Source organism: bacterium (assembly GCA_016703265.1).
Lineage (GTDB): Bacteria > Krumholzibacteriota > Krumholzibacteriia > LZORAL124-64-63 > LZORAL124-64-63 > CAINDZ01.
Window position 1 is genome coordinate 15,179 of the sequence record JADJCK010000004.1, and the last position, 21,787, is coordinate 36,965.

The window sequence follows — 21,787 nt, forward strand, 5'->3', positions numbered from 1 at the left end:
GGCCTCCTGGAGTCGATCCGGGGGGCCGGTTCCGTTCCTACGCAGTGATCCCTGCCGCGGACGATTTGCGCGACGAACGCGCAATGAGGTTCTCGAGGTAGCGCGACCTGAACTGCCGCGAAGCCAGCGCCTGCTTCACCGGCGGCAGCCGCAGGATGACGCCCAGCACCGCCGCCAGCGCGCGGTGGTTCCAGAACACCCGCTGGTCGAAAATGAGGTCCTGCAGGTCGCCGCGCTCGATGGCCATCAGCACCACGCGGTGGGTCGAGTTGACCGGGGTGATCACCCTCGCCGCCCGCGACTTCAGCGACAGCCCATCCCGCGAACAGGCCCGCACGCACACGCCGCAGCCGAGGCAGATGTCCTCGTCCACCTGCGCCCGCCGGCGTTCCGGCCGGTTCGGGTCCCCGGCCGCCGCGACCGAGAGTGCCTCCACCGGGCAGGCGGCGACGCATTTGCCGCAGCCGTTGCAGCGTTCGGCATCGACCTCGGGCAGGAAATTGGTGGTGTGCACCGGGTTGAGGCGGCCGAACTTGCGCGCGGCGATCATCGCCTCGCAGCAGCAGCTGCAGCAATTGCAGATGAAGTTGACGCCCTCGCGCACGTTCTCGCCGAACTGCACCAGGCTCCGCTCACGGGCCTGCTCGAGCAGGTCGAGTCCCTCCTGGACGTCCATCACGCGGGCATGGCCGTGGCGGATCAACGAATCGGCCGAGGCGTTGAAGGTCATGCAGATGTCGAGCGGTGCGTCGCAGGCGCGATCGAGGTGCGCCATCTTGTGGCGGCAGTAGCACATTCCCACGCCGCGATGCCGGGCCGTGCGGATCACCTCGCCGGCACGCTCGTAGTCCAGGACGTGCACGGCGTTCGCCGCGGTCAGCGCCGCTTCGTTGACGAAGACGCGGCCGAGCTGCGTCTCGCCGCCGGTGAACAGCGCGCGGATGAACTCTTCCTCGACGTTCAGGTACTGGTGGAACAGTTCGCTCAGCGCCTTCTGGTCGATGTCGCCGCGCACGCGCATGAGGGAGAACTCGAAGAAGCCGGCCATGGGCGGCGGCAGGGTGTAGATGGTGCCCCGCCTGGTCTGCGTGTCGACGAGGAGGGCCCGCTCGGCCAGCGACTCCAGCGTCCGGCGCGTTTCGGCCAGGTCCAGCTTCCAGACGCGGCTCGCGGTCTCGGCGGTGAAGGGCTTGATTGGCAGCAGCGCCACCAGCCGAGCTTCCTTCTCGTCGAACAGGATCTGCAGGATGCTGTACAGCGTGTCGGACGTGGGTGCGCCCTGGGGAAAGCGGTTGAGGCGATCCACCAGTTCGGCATAGCCCGACTTCAGCGTGGTGTGGGACATGTCGACGGTCCTCCAGGAACGTGACCTTCACTCACCGACGACCCAGCCAGCCCCCGTACAGCTCCGGACGCCTGTCGCGCAGGAACAGGCGACGCGCGTGCGAGCGCGCGGCCTCCGACAGGTCGACATCGCACAGCAGGATCTCGTCGTCCGTGGCGCCGGCCCGTGCCAGCACACGTCCATCCGGGGCGCAGACAAAGGAGCCCCCGCCGAACGTGAGCCGCCCTTCGGGCCCAACCCGGTTGCAGAGCGCCGTGAAGTAGCCGTTCTGGAAGGAAGCCACCTGCAGCTCGGCTTCGTAAAGACCCTCGGGCCATTCGCCGACCGTGCCCGCCTGCGGCACAACGACGAGCTCGGCGCCGCCGATGGCCAGCGCCCGCATGTACTCGGGATAGTGGCGGTCGTAGCAAATGGCCACGCCCAGCCGTCCGAAGCGCGTAGCGTACACCGGGGCGCCGGTATCCCCCGGCGCGTAGTAGCCCTGCTCGTGGAAGCCGTCGTAGTCGGTGATGTGGATCATGCGCGTCGTGCCCAGCAGCGCGCCGTCGGCATCGATCACCGGCGAGGCGTCCCAGGTGCGGCCGTCGGCGCTCCGCTCGAACAGGTTCGGGACGCAGACGACGCCGAGCTCGGCCGCCAGCGCCTGGAACGCCGAGGTGACGGGGCCGGGAATCGGCTCGGCATTGTCCAGGGACTCGGGCGTGGCCGGGAACTGCGGATGGAACCGCTCGAAAGCGAGTTCCGCAAAGGTGATCACGCGGGCGCCCCGCCGCGCGGCCTCGCGCGCTGCGGCGAGGCCGCGCTCCAGGTTGTTGCCCCGGTCGGCCGAGGCCGATTGCTGGATGAGGGCGATGATCACGCTAGCGGACCAGCCCGAGCCGTGCCGTCTCCACCTTCCCGCCGCACTCCAGGCGCGCCAGGTAGCTGCCCGAGCCGACGTCGCGGCCGGCCTCATCGCGCCCGTCCCAGACGGCGTCATGGCGGCCCGCGTCGAGATTGTCGTCGACCAGCGTGCGCACCAGCCGTCCGGCCAGGTCGAAGACCTGCAGCTGCGCGCGTCCGGCGGTCGGGAGCTGGAAACGGATCGTTGTCTGCGGATTGAACGGGTTGGGATAGACGCTGCCGCGGCTCAGCATGACCGACGGCGTGGGCTCGGGCGCCGCCGTGATCGTCGGGATGTGGTAGGCGAAATCGACGAGCCCGAGCGCCGGGTCATCGACCTGGTGGTAGACGTGGGGCTCGACTTCACCATCGTTGAACGCGTAGCCCCAGAAGTTGCCCTGCGCCATCTGCGGGAACGGCGTGTTGTTGTAGAAGCCGTAGCTCTGCCCGTTCAGCGCGTTGAGGACGATGAAGTTGCCGCCGTCGTCGTCCACGCTGCCGTTGTCCAGGTTGCCGAGGTTCGGCCGACCGCCGTTGATCGCCGCCACGCCGTACCAGTGCCCGTAGATCCGGTTGCCCGTGAGGATGGGTGCGTTGTTGCCGTTGCAGGCCACGCCGAAGCCCCAGTTCACCTGGTCGGGATGGATGGTGTTGTTCCAGATCCGGTTCGCCTTGATGACGGGGTTCGCGCCGGTCGAGTAGCACAGGATGCCGTAGCCGCAGCCTTCGATGGTGTTGTTGTCGATCGTGGCACTGCTCGCGGCCCAGATCGAGATGCCGCCGCTCATGTGATGGCCGCTGCCGATGATGTGGCAATCGCGGATGACCGGCGAATTGACGCCCTGCAGCCCGACATTGATGTACGGGTACGGCGACGTGTTCTGGATGTTGTTGTTCTCGAACAGGCAGCCCTCGATCAGCGGCGACGACGTGAGCGTGGCCGTGATCGTGCGCGTCTGGTTGTCGCGGATGGTGCAGCGCAGCACGCTTCCGCTGGCCGTCGAGAAATCGAGCGCGCGGTTCGAGCAGTGGTGGATGGTGCTGTCCTCGACGAGGATGTCGGCGCCGAAGACGTCGACACCGATGTCGGCGTACCCGATCTCGCACCAGGCCAGGTGGAACGCGGAGCCCACCGCCGTGTCCTCGAAGTCGAACCCGCGCCAGGCGCCGGGCGTTGCGGCGGTCGCCGTGAAGATGATCGGCTGGCTCTCGGTGCCCACGGCCTCGAGGCTGCCGTTGACCTCGATACCCACCGCATTGCCGCCGAAGAACTGCAGCGTGGTCCCGGCGGCGATCGTGACCCGGTCGCCGACGGCGATGATCACGGCATCGTTCACGGCGTAGCTGCTGCCCCCGCCGGTGACGGCGCCGGCCGAGGCGGCGACGAGGTCATCGAGGGTCCAGTCGACGCCCGAGCCCGGCGTGGTGTAGGCGGCGTGGGCGGTGGCGGCGAGGATGAGGGTGGCCAGCGTGATGGCGGCCACCTGGGCCAGGGCGCGGACGGATTTCATGGCGAGGCCTCCGCGGGGAGAATGACTCTTGCGGCAGGGGGCCGCGCGACAACGGCGGCGGCCCGGCTGCGTTCACGATCGTCGGAGCAGTGGGGTCATCATAGCATGGATGGGAACCGAATACAGTTGGATTGCAGCCAGGAAGACTACTGACAAGCCGCCCCAACCCCCATGGCCAGGCGAGGGATATCGCTCAGGTTGACCCGCCCGTCGAACATGAGATCGGACCGGAGCGGATTCGCCCTGCTTGCGAAGTCGGCGGCGAACAGCGGGATGTCCGCCAGGTTGACCGTACCGTCACCATTGATGTCGGCACTGTTGTGGCTCAGGGGAAGGCCAACGGGGGATCCCACCGCTGCACCGTTGACGACGACCAGCGTCCTGGAAGTCGACCAACCGCCGGCGCGCAACGGCGCCGTCCAGGTGGTGACGCCGTTGGCGTCGGTGTTGGCGTCGGCGATGGTGCCACCGAGGCACGCCACGAAGTTGCCCGTGCCGGCCGCGACTGCCTTCTCCAGCCACATGTCGCTGGCCGGGAAGTTCACAACCGTGTGACACAGGTGGTCGCTGAGCGTCAGGGTGATCGTGGCATCCACGACACCGCCGAGCGAACGGGCCTCGGTCAGCGGCGAGCCCTGGCCGTTGGGCAGGTTGTACAGCACGATGGTCATTCCCATGGGTGCCGCGATGGTAATGGTCGTACAATCGAAGAACTGGCCGTGGGCGGTGGCGGCCATGGCTGCGATCGTGAGCAGGGCGATGGTCGTGACGCCCATGGATCTTCTAGTCCGCACGTGCACACCTCCGGTGTTGTAGAACTCTATCGGCTCAGCGGATCATTGTCATCCGAAGTGTTTCGACCGTGCCGCCATGCACTAGCCGCGCCAGGTAATGGCCAGAACCGACTTCCCGGCCCGCTGCATCTCGCCCGTCCCACACTGCCTCATGGCTGCCGGCGGCCTGGTAACCGTCGACCAGTGTCCGGACCAGTCGGCCGGAAACGTCGTGAATCGCCAGACTCACCCGGCCCGGGTCAGGCAAGCCGAACCTGATCGTGGCGCGGGGATTGAACGGGTTGGGCACGCACTGGAACTGCGCCAGCGGCCCCGGCACATCCTGCCCGACAGGCGAAACAGCAGACCCGGTGACCTCGATGGCCACGGGCAGCAGGCCCTGGGACAGCCGGGCGCTCGCCTCGGCGCTTTCATAGTCGAGGACGAACTCCTGTGGCCTGCCCGGCGCGTGTCCGACTCCGGGCACGAGCAGCAGGTCGAGCAGGTTCGCGTCGCGATTGCTGGTTGAGCCGCCGCCGAAGTTCCATTCGGTCACCGATCCGTTGACCCACCGCATGCCGCCCAACGTTTCGGAGCCGCCGTAATCGTGACTCGCCATCTGCACACAGACATCCCAGCCACGGATCTGCGCGTCGGAAGGCGCACCCAATACGGCCGGCGCGACCAGCGCCGTCACGGTGTTCGCCTGTGCGTCACCGACAAGCACGATATCCCGGTCACTCGTGCGGGCGTCAACCAGCCACTGCGCCAAGGCGTCGCTGCCGGTGTAAGGCACCACGGCCTTGACCCAGCCGTCGAGGATGACGGCGTAATCCCAGGCATCGCGCGCCGCATAGCCTGCGAACCGATTGGGAAGGGATGCGGTCGACCCGCCGGCGCGCGCATCAATGAGGATATCGATCTTCTGGATACCGAGTTCCCCGTACATTGAATTCCAGTCGACATATCCCGCTTCGCCGACGCCGGGGAACTCGGCGAGGCTGACCTTGAACGCGATCCAGTCAGTCGCCACGCCGCCGGCAAACGTCTGCACGCGCCTTATCTCCAGGCCAGTCAGGTCGAACAAGCCCGGCACGAACAACGGATTGGTCGGATACGTGTAGTAGCGGCGAAGGACGCCAGGCTGGTTCGGCCCGTGATCGTCGCCTTCGGCATCATCGGCGCTGACCAGGGCGGGCGGCGGCACGACCTCGAGCGCGCACACGATCTGTGAGTGCTGCAGGCTGATCCCGTCGTACGCGCGTACGGTCACCGGGTGTCGGCCGCCCGGGTGCAGTTGGGGAACGAAACAACGCAGACTGTAGCGGCCGTCACCCGCGACCGCGTCCCCGTGGGCCGCACTGCCGTCGTCGTGGAGTACCTCATCGGCAGCTCCACCGAGGCTCTCGATATCTGCCACTACGGGACCGATGCCACCACCCATGTCGACAACATCGGCCGCCAGCACGAACCAGCTGCCGGCCGCCAAGGTGTCGGGTGCGGCCGTCACCTGCGCCAACTGCGGCAGCGAAGGGAACTCGGTCCGGACACGGTAGACGGGGCTCCAGGCGCTGAGCGTCATCCGCTGAAGTGCGGTGTCCCAGTCACCGGGTGCGGGATTCTCCCAGTCGAAGTCGAGGTCCAGCGTAGCGTCCGACGGAACCGAATCAAAGGCGGAGCGCTTGACGCCGTCTTCCTGGGTCAGGTAGACCGCGACCATCAGGGAATCGGGGCGGCCGCCGAAGGCACCCCACGGAATGCGCACCGAGTACTGGTCCGCCCGCTTGTCGGTCCATAGTGGGACGACATTGAAGCTACTGGACGCCGACCAGGTGCCCGTGGCCGGATCGTACCATTCCCAGCGGGAGGCCGCACTGTTCCAGCGCCGGCAATCGCCGTAGTCGTTCGCGGAGTACAAGCAGGTGACGGCGTAGTCCGGCTTCAGGGCATGGGCGTACGTGACCGGTTGCACGAACGGGTCCATGGTGGCGCCGGCCGCGTCGAACCGGGTTTCCAGGAGCACGTGCAGGATCAGGCCGTTCCAGTCCGACGAAAACGGAATGTCCAGCCACAATTCGTTCGGGCCGTTGACGACGCGCAGTTCAGTGAGGTCCGTGGGTGCAAACGTGTTGTGGTCGTCTGGCTCTTCCGACCAGACCGGATCGGTGACAACCATCTGTCCCACGGGGGTGATCGTCGCCGCTGCTGCGGCCGCCAGGGTGGCCAGGTACAGCATCACACAGGTGATTCGCAGCATGATCATTCTCCATTGCAGGTCGAATCCGGTCATCGGGCGACATTTTCGGGCAGCGCGCGCGGTGAGTATACAGCAAGCGATGGTGCAATATCACCAATCGCGTGTCTTCACGGCGCCGGCGCAAAAAGAATCACTTCAAGATCGCCCCCGGTTTCGGATTCCTTCGCGTCGCGCCGCTTGTCGCCGACCTGGATCTGCCGGTCCGGCTGCGCGGCCGCCATGGCTGCATCCAGGTTCTTGACGCAGATCGCGCGACCGTCGTCGAGCAGGAACAACTCATCGCCCGGGCCATAGCCGGATAGGCGCAGGGTGCGTGTCTCGAGCAGCCGGCCTTCGGTGTCGAGGACATCGAACGTTTTCGCGCCGGGTTCGGAAGCGCCGCGGGCAGGGCAATAGACGTGCAGTTCACGTCCGTTGAAGCGCAGGCCATCGATGACCGCATCGGTGTCCGCCAAGCGGAAGCTGACCGTCAGTTCGCCCTCGCTGGTGAATACGTAGTTGTTCTTGGCGGCTTCTTTTTCCGCTGGAGTGCGCCGGTGCGGGGCAACAGGACGGGTGATGGTGCGCAACAGGATGCCGTCCTGGTCGCGCACGTCGATCCGCCAGTGATCGCGGTCGGGCGCAAGATACACCTCGCCGCCACGCCCGAGGGCCCAGAATCTGCAACTGGACCACTCGCCGAGTTCGTCGACGGTGATCTCGTTCGAGTTGTCCGACCGGCCCCGATGCGATCCGTAGCAGTGCCGGACCGCACCGTCAGCGCTGATCGAGGCGACGTAGTCGGTATAGTGTTGAACCGGGCTCTCGAAGCGCATCACTCGGCCGGCTACAACCAGATGCCCGTCCCGACCGGCGATCGACAAGAGGCTCGGAAAGACCGTTCCGTCACCGAATGACGGCGCCTGCGGTCGCAGCGATGTCCGTGGTGTGCCATCCAGGCCGACGACCACGATCTCGGCCGGAAAGACCTTCACCAGTCCCAGGCGATCGTCATCCAGAAGTCGCACCGTGTAGACACCATCGATCTCCCCCGGCCCCTCGCCCTGGCGCGCCACGAGCCCCAGGTACTGACCGTCGGGCGAGAACTTCTGCAGCACCTGCTGCTGCATGTCGAGGAGGTAGACGTTGCCGGCCGGATCGGTGGTCGCATCGCAGATGGGACCCTAACACCGGGTCGTCTTCGCCGGAGCCGACACGCCACTGCTCGTGCAGGACGATCTCGCGGTGGACAGGAGACTGTTCGGGAAGCTCGATGACTGGACTTTCGCCGGCAGGAGTCGCCGCCAGCGCCGCGGCCGGGACCAGCAGGAGGAACGGGAACGCATGGCGCGTCGCGAATCCGAGCATTCTTATGACCTCACTCCAGGGGCGTCCGGTTGACCTGGGTGGCCACCGTGTCCGCCGGGTCGAAAATGAATTCCACCTGATCGCGCGGCCCGGACAACTGGATCAGGCGCAGCAGTCCGGCGTCCGTGTAGCAGGTGGTGCAGTATTCGATGCGCGCTCCGCGGATGTGCGCCTTCCACCCCGCGGCACCAATGGCCGGCAGACTGACTCCTTCGGGGATATCATCGTACTCGTAGTATTCGAACGAGAGGCGATCCCACAGGCCGCCAGCGCCGGGAGTTCCCTTCACATGCAGGTACGGGTGCGAATAGCGCGGATTCGGCAAGTTGATCGTGTCGAGGTAAAGCAGCAGGTCGTACTCGTAGTCCCGACAGTCCGTTTCGCCCTCGTAGCAGGTGCGGTAGAGATCACCGACGGGGCCCTCGGCGTAGATGTTGGGCTGAGGTTCTTCGTCGCTGCATCCGCCGACGAGCGTGGCCGCGGCGATGAGCAGAATCGCGATGCGGATCATGTGCAAGTCCTTTTCGCTGGCCTTGTTCCAGGTACCGCCAGTTGATCACACTCCCTTCAGGGAGCGAGCTTCACGACACAGACATCCAACGATCCCGCGCTCGTCAGCACGACACCGCCGAAGTCGATCGAGCCCAGGAACAGCCCGGTCACGCACACGTTCTCCGAGGCGTCGACGGCGACGCCGTAGCCGCTCTGGATCGCGGTGTCGCCGAACCGCCGGCTCCAGACCGGTGCACCATCGGACCCCATCCTGGCGACGAACAGATCTTCCTGACCGGCGCTGGTGAGCAGCCCGCCGCCGAAATCGGCCGAGCCCCGCATGGCTCCGGTGATGATCACGTTTCCCAGCGCATCGACGGTGACGGCTTCAGCGCTCTGATAGTCCGCGTCGCCGTATCGCGCGCGCCAGAGGTAGTCGCCGCCGGGCCCGAACTTGGCCACGAAGATGTCGGTGTCGCCCGCACTCACCAGCGCCCCGCCGTCGAAGTCCATGCTGCCGTTGAATCCCCCCGCGAGGATGACGTTGCCCAGTTCATCGACGGCCGTGACGGCCGTGACCTGCGTGCCGGCGTCCCCGAAGCGCCTGCTCCAGAGGTGTTCGCCTGAGCTTCCGAGCTTCGCCAGGAAGATGTCGTAGTCGCCGGCGCTCGTGAGCGCGCCGCCGCCGAAATCGACGGAGCCGATGAACGCCCCCGCGATCGCCACCTGGCCCGAGTGGTCCACCGCGATGGAAGTGGGGACCTGCAGGTTCGTATCCCCCATGCGACGGCTCCAGAGATGGGCGCCGTTGGCGTCGAACTTCGCGACGAAGATATCCTTGTCGCCGGCGCTCGTGAGCGGCCCGCCGCCGAAGTCGGCAGTGCCCGAGAGGAGCCCCGTGATGATCACCTGCCCCGAGTCATCCACGCCGACCGCAGAGACGTACTGCTGGTTGGCATCGCCGAATCGCCTGCTCCAGATATGGGCGCCGTTCGGGGTGAACTTCGCGACGAAGGCGTCGCCATCGCCGGCATCGACCAGCGCACCGCCGCCGAAATCGACCGCGCCGTGAAGCATTCCCGCGAGAAACACCTGGCCGGCATCGTCGACGGCGATCGCCGGGAAACTCTGGGAACCGCTGCCGCCGAAACGCCTGCTCCACAGGTGGGCGCCGTCGGGCCCGAACTTGGCGATGAAGACATCGATGTCGCTGACGCACGTGAGCGGGCCGCCGCCGAGGTCGATCGCCCCTTCGAAGGTCCCAGCAACGATCATGTTCCCCGCGGCGTCGACGGCGATGGCGTAGCCCATCTGCGTATCCGCATCGCCGAAGCGCGCACTCCACAGGTGGGCCGCGGGCGCCGGATCGTTGTCGTCGGGTGCCGTGCTGTCGTCACTGCAGCCGGCGACCAGGCAGGCCGCCGTCAGGAGCATGAGAAGATGGGCGGCTATCCTGCGATTCAGCATGCCGGTCCTCCCGGGGTGGGATGGGGTCATGGGGGCGTCTGTTTTGGGATCCGGATAGGATTGACCTATTTGAGATTACGATATCACCCAGCCCGTGCCAAGGCCGCCGGTCAACGGGTTGTGCCGTCGAGATTGTGTCCGCTGCGCGCTACCCCCAGTTTTGGCGCCAGCGGATCAAATAGGCGCACAAAATATCATCCAAAAGGGGCAGAATCGGCCCTGATCGATGCGAGACACAATTTCGGCGGCACAACTCTGGACACCGACGCGGACTCACGCTTGGATGGTCCGACACCCCGACCAAAGGCACCGAGATGAAACATGCCGCCATCCCGCCCCTGCTCCTGGCCACACTCCTGGCGGCATCGCCGGCCGACGCGCAGCCCACCCGCGCGCCGACCATCACCCACGAGATCCTGCTCACCTCCGAGGCCGGCGCCCGGCAGTCCCCCCTCGCCAACGTGCCCTTCAGTGAGGGCCTCGCCGAAGGCACCGTGATCACGGTCTTCCCCGACAGCACCAAGCAGACCATCGAGGGGATCGGCACGTCGTTCACGGAATCGTCCGCGTTCGTCCTGGCGCACCTCGAACCGCAGCAGCGTCGCGAGTTGATGCAGAAGGTGTACGGCGAGTCCGGCGCCAACTTCTCGCTCACCCGCACCCACATCGGGGCCTGCGATTTCTCCGTGGAGGGCAAGTACTCCTACGCCGACGAGCCAGGTGACCGTGATCTGAAGGCCTTCGGCATCGCGCCGGACGTCGCCGGCTTCGACCCGGTGGCCCATCCGGGCATCGCGGACCCGGGCTACGACCTGTTGCCGATGATCCGGGAAGCCCTCGCGATCAAGCGGGGACAGCGGGACCAGGAACTGAAGATCATCGCCTCGGCCTGGACGGCGCCGGCGTGGATGAAGGACATCGAGACCTGGTACATCCCCGGGTCGGCGGCGAACAACTGGCAGGGCACCGGAGGTACGCTCAAGCCCGAGTACGTGTCCACCTATGCCGACTATCTCGTCAGGTACCTGGACGCGTACGCGGACGCCGGCGTGAAACTCTGGGGCCTGACGCCGGTGAATGAGCCCCACGGGGTCGGCGGCGCCTGGGAGAGCATGGCGTTCTCGCCCGAGTCGCAGAACGACTTCGTCAAATACCACCTGGGCCACGCCTGAAGAGCGGCTCGCATGCCAATGCGCGACTGCTGATCTACGATCAGAACATGGACGGCCTGGAGAAATGGGCCGATACGATCTTAGCGGACGCAGAAACGACGCCCCATGTGTCCGGCGCCGCCGTCCACTGGTACGCCAGCACTGTCAACGTCTTCGAAGACGTGCTCGACCGGGTGCACGCGAAGTTCCCGGAGTTCGCCATCATCCACACCGAGGGCTGCATCGACAACCTGGGCACGGCTCCTTCCAGTTCCATCGGCGATCCCGCCGGATACCAGGAGTCCGGCTGGTTCGGGAACGACGCCTTCTGGTGGAACGCCACGGCCACGGACTGGGCCTACACGGCGTCCTGGATGGGAGAGGGCGCCGCCGGGCATCCCATGTACACACCGGTGCATCGCTATGCGCGCAACATCATCGTCGGCCTGGATCACTGGATCGGCGGCTGGGTGGACTGGAACATCGTCCTGGACCGCAACGGCGGGCCCAACCATGTGGGCAACTTCTGCGGCGCTCCCATCATGATCGATACCGCGACTCGCGAGGTGTACTACACACCTATCTACCACATCCTGGCGCAGTTCAGCCGGACCATCCGGCCGGGGGACAGGGCGGTATGGACGCGGCGGGTGCTGGGCGGCGAGCTGGGTACCGATGATCTGCATGCCTGCGCCACTATCAACGGGGACGGGCTGCTCAGCGTGCAGATGCTGAACACCACGAAGAACGCAATTTCCTGCAAGCTGCAGATCGCGGGGCGGTATGCGGAGATCGTGATGCCTGCGAACTCGGTGCAGACGGTGCGGGTGGGGTTGTAGGCGCGAGGCCGGCGGGCACTTGCGCCGGCGCAACATCGACGAGGCAAGGAATGGACCCGGACCCGTTACCCTGACATGGTCACCCGCAGCTCAGCCCGGTGAATCAGTCCCCCCGACCTTCCGGCTTGGCCTCGCTCCTGGCTGCCTCTTCGGCGGCACCCGCCGGTAGGCAGGAACGCGGCCGGCATCACCAGTTCCCAACCAGTACCGCCCAGGTCACTTGGTCAAAACCATGCGTTTGGAATCAGTGAATTCCCCGGCTTCCAAAACATAGAAATACACGCCAGACGAAACCGGCCGCCCGCCTGCATCCAGGCCGTTCCAAACTACTTCGTTGCGGCCCTCTCTGGCGGTGCCCCCCCCCAGGAGCGTGCGGACCAACCGGCCAGTCACATCATACACGCGAAGCGTGGCCCGAGTTTGCCGCGGCAGGTCGAAAGAAATGGTCGTCTGCGGATTGAACGGATTCGGGCAGGCCTCGTGCAAGGCAAAGCGATTGGTGGCGACAGGGGGAACTTCGGATAGTCCCAGCCCCTGTTGGCAGCTGTCGAGGATGCCGTCGTCATTCCAGTCCCGGCTTTGGTGGCCAGCCATTTCCAGGACATCCAGGATACTGTTCGCATTGCAGTCGGGGCCCAGTTCATTGCTGACCTGCATGATCGGGAGACCATAGGACTCATCCGCGACCAGCACATAGTCGCCGGCGACGCACAGATCAGACGCGAGTCCCGGCGTGTCCAGCCCGCCGAGGAGTTGCGGCATGAACGGGTTGGAAAGGTCGATGATCTGCACGCCGGCGCTCGAAGCCCCGACGTAGGCCAGGTTCCCGACGACTGACACGCCTTCGGCCGAGGCCGGCATCACCACCCGGCTGATCTCCTGGGGATTCGCCGGATTCGAAATATCCACCAGGACCAGGTCATCGGCACAGACGTAGGCCGTGTTCCCGATGACCATGATTTCACTCCCACTGGCCCCCAGGCTGAGGCTGCCGGCCACTGCGGGGGCGCCTGGATCAGTGATGTCGATCACCAGCAACCCGTCAACACCCGCCACAAAGGCGTGATTGCCCGAGACGGCCACTCCCCTGGCCCAGTATTCGGTAACGGTTGCGGGCCCGACATTCCCTGCCAACTGCGGGACTGTCGGGTCAGATATGTCTACTACCTGGAAATCAAAGCTGTTCGCGATGCAGGCGTGGTTGCCCGCTATCGCGACACCCTGCGGCCGGCCGGGAATCGGCAGGTGACCCACCTGCAAGGGGTTTGCCGGATCGGTGATATCAATGACGCTGAGCAGATCGTATTCGGACACGTAGGCGAAATCACCGGCCACAGCCACTTCCCTGACCGTGGACGACAAGTATTCGATGCCGACGGCGTGCGCGGCCCTAGGGTCCGAAATATCGATTACCTGCAGACCGGAAGAGGCGACGTAGGCAAAATCGCCCGCTGTAACGACCCCGGCGGGACTGCCGTGGGTGTCGACCGTGCAGTCGATCCACGACCACGGCTCCGCCCCCCCGCGCCCTGTCCCAGATACACAAAGCGATCCACACTCGAGGAGGTCACGCCGACGTGCGCTCCGCCATCGCCGTCCGAGTACCTGCCGGGCAGCCGTGCACGGACCAGGTCGGGCATGGCTATGGCTGCCGGGCCGAAACCAATCGGTGTGCCGTCGACGGAGATCGTCAGGTAGTCGCCGTTTCTTTGAAAGGTCCAGGTTTGCCAGTCGCCCTGGGCGTTCGAGCCCGTGCTTCCGTAGCTGTTGTTCCCGCCGTTCCCGTCGGAATTGTGCACGACAAGGAAGAGCTTGCCGTACTTGGAGAAGCCGAAGCTGATGCCCGCGCCAATGAGACCGGTATCGTCGGTCAGGGCGATGCCATGGAACGAATCATTCCAGACAATGGAGTTCAGACGAATCACGACCTCGAGTGTCCAGTCGCCACCGAGTTCGGGCGTGAACATGATGAAATCGGCAGGACTCTCTCGATTCAGATTCAATAGCCCACCTGACTCCGTGACAAGGCCGCCACTGGCCCAATAGGCCGGATCGATCACGCCGTCGTTGAATTCGTCGGTGAAATCGGCCCGAGCGGGATTGGCCACCAGAATCAAGACAGCGGCGAACAGGGTCGATACGGATTGGCGCATTGGATTCCCTCCCCGGGGTCCATCAACTGCTGGAGGATGGTCGAATCAACCAACATTCCCCCCGATCGCGGCTCCCCGACACCGCATGATTGTCCCACAACACCCACCTTCCCGTCAATCCGGCCCACTCCCGCCGCATCGCTGCCCTGAATCGCGACGCAGCAGCAGCGAATCCCCCCCGCACGCACATGTCCCCATCTGCCGCGCTTGCCTGCGCCCGGCACCCTATCCCAATCCGACGTTGCCACCGTACAAGCAGCACGTGATTCGCGTCTTATTTGCCGAGTTTCCTCCGAGTCGCCCTTTCTGAAACGTGACGGCAATGCCCAAGATCTGTTCCTGCTGTCGCTTCGTTACTTCGCTCTCTTCAGATCAACGTCCAAGGCACTGCCGCTGGTCGAACGGTTCGTCATGCGCAAGTATCGCAATCGCGTGAGAGTTGCGCCGGCGCAAGTGCCCTCACCCGGCGCGCGGCCCCGGCAGGTTCCCCGCGGTCAACGCCAGGTACACGCTGTCGCAGATCTCGTCGCCGATCTGGAACGTGCCCGCCTTGCGACCGGTCTCCGCGAACCCGAGCCGCGCCAGGAGCTTCAGCGAAGCCTCGTTGCGCGGGTCCACGTCGGCAGTGACCACCGACAGTCCGCGCACCCCGAACGCGCGCGCAAGCACGGCCTGGGTCGCCTCGTAGGCGTAGCCCCGGCCTGTGAACGCCTGATCGAGCACGAAGCCGACCTCGGGATCGCGCCAGAAGCCGACGTTGCCGATCAGCCGGTCGCCGAGCACCATCACGAACTCGTCGTGCGCCTCGGCAATCGTCCGCTCGAGCCAGTGCCGGGTCACCTCGCGGTCCGCGTGCGGCGGCGTCGACCAGTACCGCATCGTGGCTGGATCCGAGAGGATCGCGAAGAGCGGCTCGATGTCGTCCGGTGCCGGGCGGCGCAGGACAAGGCGGGTTGTTCGGAGGGTTGGCGGCGTCACGATCTTCCTCGTTCCATTTGCGCCGGTCCAGGCGCAAGGTGTGCTGAACGCGATCACTTCTTGACCCGGGCCACCAGCCCATCCCCCGCGACATCCATCCCGATCACCGCATCCGCCCCCACCTCCCCGCTCAGAATCAGATCCGCCACCCGATCCTGCACCTCGCGCTGGATCACCCTCTTCACCGGCCGAGCCCCAAACACCGGATCAAACCCCCGCTCCGCCAGCCAGGCCACCGCCTCGTCCGTCACCTCGAGCGCAATCTCCTGCTCCTTCAGCGACCGCGCCACCTTCGCCAGTTCCAGCCGCACGATGCGCGCCACCTGCTCGCGGCCCAGCGATCCGAACCGCACGATGCCGTCCAGCCGGTTCAGCAGTTCCGGCCTGAAGTGCCCGCTCAATCCCTCGAGCAGCCGCGCCTCGTTCTGGTCGTCGCCCGGCCGGGCCGCATACTCCTCACCCTGGCACAGGTTCGAGGTCATGATGACCAGCGTGTTGCGGAAGTCGACCACGCGCCCCTTGCCGTCGGTCAGCCGCCCGTCGTCGAGCAGCTGCAGCAGCACGTTCATCACTTCGGGATGCGCCTTCTCGACTTCATCCAGCAAAATCACCGAATACGGATGCCGACGCACAGCCTCGGTCAGCTGCCCACCGCTCTCGTAACCAACGTATCCCGGCGGCGCGCCGATCATGCGGGCCACCGCGTGCCGCTCCATGTACTCCGACATGTCCAGCCGCACCAGGTGCGTCTCGTCGCCGAACAGCTCGGCGGTCAGCGTCTTCGCCAGCTCCGTCTTGCCCACGCCGGTGGGCCCCAGGAACAGGAACGAACCCAGCGGCCGCCCGCGATCGGTCAGGCCTGCCCGCGAGCGACGGATGGTGCGCGCCACCTTCGACACGGCCTCGTCCTGCCCCACCACGCGCGCGGCCAGGCGCGATTCCATGTCGCGCAGCTTCGCCACCTCATCTTCAACCAGGCGCTGCGCCGGAATGCCCGTCCACCGCGCCACCAGTTCGGCGATGTCGTCCTCGTCCACCTCTTCCTTCAGCAGCGGGTGCTCGCCCTGCACCGTTTTCAGTTCCTCGCGCGCGGCGGCCAGCTGCGCCTCGACGCCCTTCATGCCGCCGTACTTCAGCTCGCTGGCGCGCGCCAGGTCGCCGCGCCGCTCGGCCGTCTCCAGCTCGAGCAGCAGGCCTTCCTGCGACTTCTGCAGCGCACGGATGGCGTCGATCGCCTTCTTCTCCTGCTCCCAGCGCGCACGCACCTGGCCCAGGTCGTCCTTCAGTTCGCCCAGTTGCCGATCGATCAGCTCGCGCCGCGCCACCGCCGTTCGCTCGGTCTCCTTCTCCAACGCCAGCCGCTCCATCTCCAGCTGGTTCAGGTTCCGCTGCAGGTCGTCCACCTCGCTCGGCACCGAGTCGATCTCCATGCGCAGCCGGCTCGCGGCCTCGTCCATCAGGTCGATGGCCTTGTCGGGCAGCATGCGGTCGGCGATGTACCGCTGCGACAGCTTCACCGCCGCCACGATGGCGCCATCGGTGATGCGGATGCCGTGGTGCGTCTCGTACCGCTCCTTCAACCCGCGCAGGATGGCCACCGCCTGCTCCCAGGTCGGCTCCTCCACCATCACCGGCTGGAAGCGCCGTTCGAGCGCCGGGTCCTTCTCGATGTGCTGCCGGTACTCGTCGATGGTCGTGGCGCCCACGCAGTGCAGCTCGCCGCGCGCCAGTGCCGGCTTGAGGATGTTCGATGCGTCCATCGCGCCGCCCGTGGCCCCCGCGCCCACCAGCGTGTGCATCTCGTCGATGAACAGCAGGATCTCGCCCTCCTGCTCGGTCACTTCCTTGATGACCTTCTTCAGGCGGTCCTCGAACTCACCGCGGTACTTGGTCCCGGCAATCAGTGCACCCATGTCCAGCGCCAGCAGCCGCTTGCCCTTCAGGCCCTCGGGCACGTCGCCTTCCACGAGCCGACGCGCGAGCCCCTCCACCACCGCGGTCTTGCCCACGCCCGGCAAACCGATCAGCACGGGATTGTTCTTCGTGCGCCGGCTCAGGATCTGGATGACGCGCCGGATCTCCTCGTCGCGCCCGATGATGGGGTCGATCTTCCCCGCCCGCGCCGCCGCGCACAGGTCGCGCGCGTACTTGCCCAGCGCGCTGTCGTTGGCATCGGCAACACCGCTCTCGTCATCGCCCTGGTACGCCTGGTCGGCGCCGATCTGCTCGAGCGCGCGCGCGATCTTCGCCGGCGTCGCATCGAACGTCTTCAGCACGCTGCCGGCACGGCCCTTGTCGTTCGCCACGGCCAGCAGCAGTTCGCGCGTGCCGGTCATGGCGCCGCCATCGCCGCTGCTACCCTTGTTGGCCTTGCCCGCCAGCTGGTCGGCCTCCAGCAGCACCATCTGCAGTTCGCGGCTGGGCGATGGCACATCCTTCACCTGCACCTTGGGCAGCGACTGCAATTCCTTGTCGGCCGTCCGCGCCACCAGCGCCGGGTCCATCTCCAGCCCGCGCAGCACATTGGTGGCCAGCCCGGTCTCGCTCAGCAGGGCCCAGAGCAGGTGCAGCGGCTCCAGCTGGGCGTGGCTCAGCTCGAACGCCTTGGCCTGGGCGCGCTGCAGGGTCTCGAGGGCGTTGACGGTCAGGTTCTTCATGGGATGGGCCTCCGGATGCTTGCGATGACGATAGGGTCGATCCAGGCGGATAACGCAGGGATGGTGCCGGGACGGGCTCGATCGCCTCGTAAAATCTACAACTACAATACAGACAATATTTTATGCAGCCCGCCACGGCTCCTGTATGCTGTACACGGAGCCCGCGACCAACCAGGGGCGCCAAATTGTCATGTCATTGTGGCGGCGTTTTGGCGGGATGTCAGTAAAGCGGGCCAGCTTGCCGTTCGACGGCCGCCGCGAGTTGCGCCGGCGCAAGCGCACCTCGTTCCCCCTCGACACCACGCCGACCCGCCGCTACGCTCCGCTCCTCATCCCCATTCTTATCGCCGGAGGTTCCCATGCTGCGTTCCGCCGTCCGCCTGTTGCTGGCTCTCTCCGTCATCGCCGCGCTCACGACCACGTCCGCCGTTGCCGCCAACGAAGACCTCAACCTCGGCTTCGAGACCGGCGCCCCCGGCGGCACGCCGCGCGGCTGGTTCGCCGGCGGCGACGGTTACGAAGCCGCGCTGGTCAGCGACAATCCCCACGGCGGCGAGCAATGCCTGCGCCTGACGGCCGTCTCGTCTCCGCGCGCCTTCGGCGTCGCCACCAATGGCTTTCCTGTCGCCGACGCTGCCGGCCACACGGTGACGTTCAGCGGCTGGATCCGCACCGAGGGCGTCAGCGACGGCTTTGCCGGGCTGTGGTGGCGGGTCGACGGGCCCGACCGGAAGTCGCTCGCCTTCGACAACATGCAGGACCGCCCGGTCACCGGCGACACCGAATGGACGCAGTACACCATCACCCTGCCCGTGGCGCCTGAAGCGGTGAACATCAACTTCGGGTGCCTCCTGCCGGGCAAGGGCACGGCCTGGTTCGACGACCTGACCGTGGAACTGGACGGCGTGCCCTACGCGCAGGAAAAGACCGCGCTGTTCGCCGCCAACGACGAGCAGGTGGCCTGGCTGGCCGCCAACGCGCACCCGTTCGCCACCGACAACCCCGTGTACGACAACAGCGACCTCGCCTTCCTCGGCGACGTGGTCGGCTCCGCGCACCTGGTCAGCCTGGGCGAGAGCACGCACGGCACGGCCGAGTTCTTCCGGCTGAAGCACCGCCTGGTCCGCTGCCTGGCCGAGGAACACGGCTTCACGCAGTTCGCCATCGAGGCGAGCATGCCCGAAGCCGAGCGCCTGAACCGCTACGTGCTGACCGGCGAGGGCGACCCCGCCGCACTCGTCGCCGGCATGTACTTCTGGACGTGGCGCACCGAGGAAGTGCTCGCCATGGTCCGCTGGATGCGGCAGTACAACGAGCAGGGCGGGCACATCGAGTTCCACGGTTTCGACATGCAGTCGCCGGGTCTGGCCATGCGCACCGTGCAGGACCTGGCCCAGGCCCACGCGCCCGACCTCGTGGCGGACGTGGCCGCGAACTACGCCGAACTGCGCGGCCTGGCCCGCGCGGCCGCGTCGGGCGGCAGCGGCTACGCCCAGCTGCCTGAGCGCCTGCGCACGGACATCAACGCCCTGCGTCCACGCCTGGAGGAGCGCCGCGCCGCGCTGGCCGCCGCCGTCGGCGACTCGACCGCGGCCTGGGCGCTGCACTGCGCGCGGCTCGTCGAACAGTACGTGGAGATGTGCGGCGGCGACGGCTCGACGCGCGACCGCTGCATGGCCGAGAACGTCGACTGGCTGCTTGACCGCGCCGGACCGGACGCGCGGATGGCGCTGTGGGCCCACAACGGACACATCTCGCGTGTGGGCTACGGCATGGGCAGCGCCATGGGCACGCACCTTTCGCGCCGGCATGGTGCCGACGTGGTTTCGTGCGGCCTCCTGTTCGGCGCCGGCACCTACACCGCGTGGAAGTCCAAGGGCGACGTCGGGGCCTTCGGCACGTCGCCGGCAGCGCCCGGCTCGGTCGAATGGGCCTTCGGCCGCACCGGCCAGCCGCGCCTGGCGTTGGACCTGCGCCGGGCCGAACGCGGCTCACCCGCCTCGGGCTGGGTGTGGGAGCCCGCCGACATGCGGAGCATCGGCGCCATGGCCATGGACGACGCCTTCTCCAGCGGTGTGCCCGGCGATCACTACGACGTGCTGTTCTACGTGCAGGACTCGACGCCCTCGGTGCTGCTCGACGTGGAAACGCCGTCGTCGTGGGCGATGTGGGATTAGACGGGCTGCCGGCGTGGTGGACTTGCTCCGGCGTGGTGGACTTGCGCCGGCGCAAGTCCACCGCCCGCGTCTGCGCGCGCTTGTCAAACCCGCCGCGTCCTGCCTACCATGTACGCGGCGATGGCGCAGCCTGGGCGCTTGCGCCGGCGCAAGTCCGCGCGGAGACCGCCCGGCCCACACCTGAATCCACCGGAGACCCGCCCCGCCGCACCGACAAGCATCGCAACCGCCCATCATCCCCAAGACCGTGGCCCTCGTCGCCCACGACAACCGGAAGAAGGACCTCGCCGAGTGGGTGGCCTACAACTACGGCACGCTGGCCGACCACCACATCGTCTGCACCGGCACCACCGGCAAGCTGATCGAGGAGACGCTGGCGCGCCGCGCCGTCGAGGAGGGCGGGCCGGAGCCGCAGCCCATCATGAAGCTGCGCTCGGGGCCCCTGGGCGGCGACCAGCAGCTGGGCGCGATGATCGCCGAGAACCGCATCGATGTGCTGATCTTCTTCTGGGACCCGATGGAGCCGCAGCCGCACGACGTCGACGTGAAGGCGCTGCTGCGCATCGCCGTGGTCTACAACGTGCCCATCGCCTGCAACCGGTCGACGGCCGACTTCGTGGTCTCGTCGCCGCTGCTCGGGCGGCCGTACCAGCCCATCGTGAAGGATTATTCGGGGTACCTGAAGCGGGAGCTCGACTGAAACTCCGTTCAGCCCCGGCCGAAGACGGGATGGCGACGGGCGGCCAGCCGCACGATGCGGCTGCCCACTTCCCCGTACGAGTAGCCGGCGACGCGGGCGGCGCAGCTGAAGCTCGTGTCCTTCGACACGTCCGCGTTCGGGTTGATGTCGAGGATCTGGAAGACACCGTCGCGCAGGCGCAGGTCGAGCCGCGCGTAGTCGCGGCAGCCCAGGGCCCGGTAGCCGGCAATGCACGTGTCCTCGAGGAGCGCGGCCTGGGCCTCGTCCAGGGGAGCGGGAATCAGCGAGCGGATGCGGTTGTAGCCCTCGGATGACGGGATGAACTTGCTGTCGTAGGAACAGATCCGTTCCCGCACATCGTCGAAGTCGGAGAAGTCCATCTCGGCCGGGGGCAGCATGTCGATCGTGCCGTTGCCCCACAGCGTCACATGGAATTCGCGACCGTCGATGAACTCCTCCACGATCGCCGGCTGGCAGAAGTCGCGGTGCACCTCGGCAACCTGCGCCGCCAGTTCCGCCTGCGTGAGGACCACCGACCGCGAAGTCATGCCCATGCTGCTGTGCTCGTAGGCCGGCTTGACGATGGCGGGGAACAGCGACCAGTCGGGCGCGGCGCCCTCGGGCACCAGGCACCAGTCCGGGGTGGGCAGCCCGTGCGACCGCAGGAGCTCCTTCACCTTGCACTTGTCGCGGCTGAGGGCCAGGACATCGCCCGTGGCACCCGTATAGGTGAACCCGAGCGACTCGAGGGCGTGGGCCACGGCGTAGTCGCTGCGGTCGACGCCGGGAAAGCCCTCGCACCAGTTGAAGACGATGTAGCGGGAGGGGTCGAGCCCGTCGAGCTGCGTGGCGAGATCCACGTCCGTCACCGGCTTGGTCACGACGGAATGACCGTGGCGCCGCAGGGCGGCGACCAGGCGCCGGGTCTCGGCGGCGCACTCGGCGGCCTCGTGGGAATCCCAGGAGGCATCCAGGTCGTACACCATCAGCACTGGCAATTCGCTGTTCTTGAGCGCCAACTCCATCCAGTAACCGCGCTGTTCGGGGACCTCGTGCGG

At 66.7% G+C, this 21,787-nt stretch carries 14 protein-coding genes and 2 pseudogenes; 3 read left to right on the forward strand and 13 right to left on the reverse strand.

The annotated features are described in order from the left end of the window. Positions 1-37: 37 nt before the first annotated feature. The 8 genes from IPG61_07305 to IPG61_07340 all read right to left on the reverse strand — a co-directional run bounded on the left by IPG61_07305 (position 38) and on the right by IPG61_07340 (position 10,074). Positions 38-1,345: a 4Fe-4S binding protein gene (locus tag IPG61_07305; GenBank protein ID MBK6733888.1), complete on the reverse strand. Its 1,308-nt coding sequence runs from the start codon at positions 1,343-1,345 to the stop codon at positions 38-40. A gap of 31 nt (positions 1,346-1,376) precedes the next feature. Then, positions 1,377-2,300, reverse strand: coding sequence for a carbon-nitrogen hydrolase family protein (locus IPG61_07310; protein MBK6733889.1), 924 nt, complete (start codon positions 2,298-2,300; stop codon positions 1,377-1,379). Beyond that, positions 2,206-3,738: a right-handed parallel beta-helix repeat-containing protein gene (locus IPG61_07315; GenBank protein MBK6733890.1), complete on the reverse strand. Its 1,533-nt coding sequence runs from the start codon at positions 3,736-3,738 to the stop codon at positions 2,206-2,208. The genes IPG61_07310 and IPG61_07315 overlap by 95 nt, the downstream gene beginning before the upstream one ends. Before the next feature lie 146 nt (positions 3,739-3,884). Next, complete coding sequence (locus IPG61_07320; protein MBK6733891.1) at positions 3,885-4,532, reverse strand: hypothetical protein; 648 nt, start codon at positions 4,530-4,532, stop codon at positions 3,885-3,887. A gap of 34 nt (positions 4,533-4,566) precedes the next feature. Next, positions 4,567-6,801 (reverse strand): hypothetical protein, encoded by a 2,235-nt coding sequence (locus tag IPG61_07325; GenBank protein MBK6733892.1) that lies wholly within the window; start codon positions 6,799-6,801, stop codon positions 4,567-4,569. 74 nt (positions 6,802-6,875) lie between these two features. Next, positions 6,876-7,865 carry a hypothetical protein gene (locus tag IPG61_07330; protein ID MBK6733893.1) on the reverse strand — a complete coding sequence of 330 codons (990 nt, stop codon included), beginning with the start codon at positions 7,863-7,865 and terminating at the stop codon, positions 6,876-6,878. Between the two features lie 260 nt (positions 7,866-8,125). Continuing rightward, entirely contained in the window at positions 8,126-8,626 is a 501-nt protein-coding gene (locus tag IPG61_07335; protein MBK6733894.1) for a hypothetical protein, read from the reverse strand. 56 nt (positions 8,627-8,682) lie between these two features. Further along, on the reverse strand, positions 8,683-10,074 hold the full coding sequence (locus IPG61_07340; protein ID MBK6733895.1) for a hypothetical protein: 1,392 nt from the start codon (positions 10,072-10,074) through the stop codon (positions 8,683-8,685). A gap of 314 nt (positions 10,075-10,388) precedes the next feature. Here IPG61_07340 and IPG61_07345 point away from each other — a divergent pair. Then, positions 10,389-12,064 (forward strand): annotated as a pseudogene (locus tag IPG61_07345) (glycosyl hydrolase). Positions 12,065-12,280: 216 nt separating this feature from the next. Here the strand turns inward: IPG61_07345 and IPG61_07350 are convergent. The 4 genes and pseudogenes from IPG61_07350 to IPG61_07365 all read right to left on the reverse strand — a co-directional run bounded on the left by IPG61_07350 (position 12,281) and on the right by IPG61_07365 (position 17,852). Further along, positions 12,281-13,399: a T9SS type A sorting domain-containing protein gene (locus tag IPG61_07350; GenBank protein ID MBK6733896.1), complete on the reverse strand. Its 1,119-nt coding sequence runs from the start codon at positions 13,397-13,399 to the stop codon at positions 12,281-12,283. A 57-nt stretch (positions 13,400-13,456) separates the two neighbouring features. Continuing rightward, a pseudogene (locus IPG61_07355) lies at positions 13,457-13,795 on the reverse strand (hypothetical protein). An 881-nt stretch (positions 13,796-14,676) separates the two neighbouring features. Beyond that, on the reverse strand, positions 14,677-15,195 hold the full coding sequence (locus IPG61_07360; protein ID MBK6733897.1) for a GNAT family N-acetyltransferase: 519 nt from the start codon (positions 15,193-15,195) through the stop codon (positions 14,677-14,679). Between the two features lie 53 nt (positions 15,196-15,248). After that, positions 15,249-17,852, reverse strand: coding sequence for an AAA family ATPase (locus IPG61_07365; protein ID MBK6733898.1), 2,604 nt, complete (start codon positions 17,850-17,852; stop codon positions 15,249-15,251). A 359-nt stretch (positions 17,853-18,211) separates the two neighbouring features. Here IPG61_07365 and IPG61_07370 point away from each other — a divergent pair, with 359 nt between their 5' ends. Together IPG61_07370 and IPG61_07375 are read left to right on the forward strand one after the other, a co-directional pair. Beyond that, positions 18,212-20,029, forward strand: a complete 1,818-nt coding sequence (locus IPG61_07370; GenBank protein MBK6733899.1) for an erythromycin esterase family protein — start codon at positions 18,212-18,214, stop codon at positions 20,027-20,029. Between the two features lie 232 nt (positions 20,030-20,261). Next, the gene (locus IPG61_07375) at positions 20,262-20,729 is read left to right on the forward strand and encodes a methylglyoxal synthase (GenBank protein ID MBK6733900.1); all 468 of its coding nucleotides are present in this window, start codon (positions 20,262-20,264) and stop codon (positions 20,727-20,729) included. A gap of 8 nt (positions 20,730-20,737) precedes the next feature. On the opposite strand, the gene IPG61_07380 is transcribed toward IPG61_07375, so the two are convergent. Next, positions 20,738-21,748 carry a hypothetical protein gene (locus IPG61_07380; GenBank protein ID MBK6733901.1) on the reverse strand — a complete coding sequence of 337 codons (1,011 nt, stop codon included), beginning with the start codon at positions 21,746-21,748 and terminating at the stop codon, positions 20,738-20,740. Between the last annotated feature and the right edge of the window lie 39 nt (positions 21,749-21,787).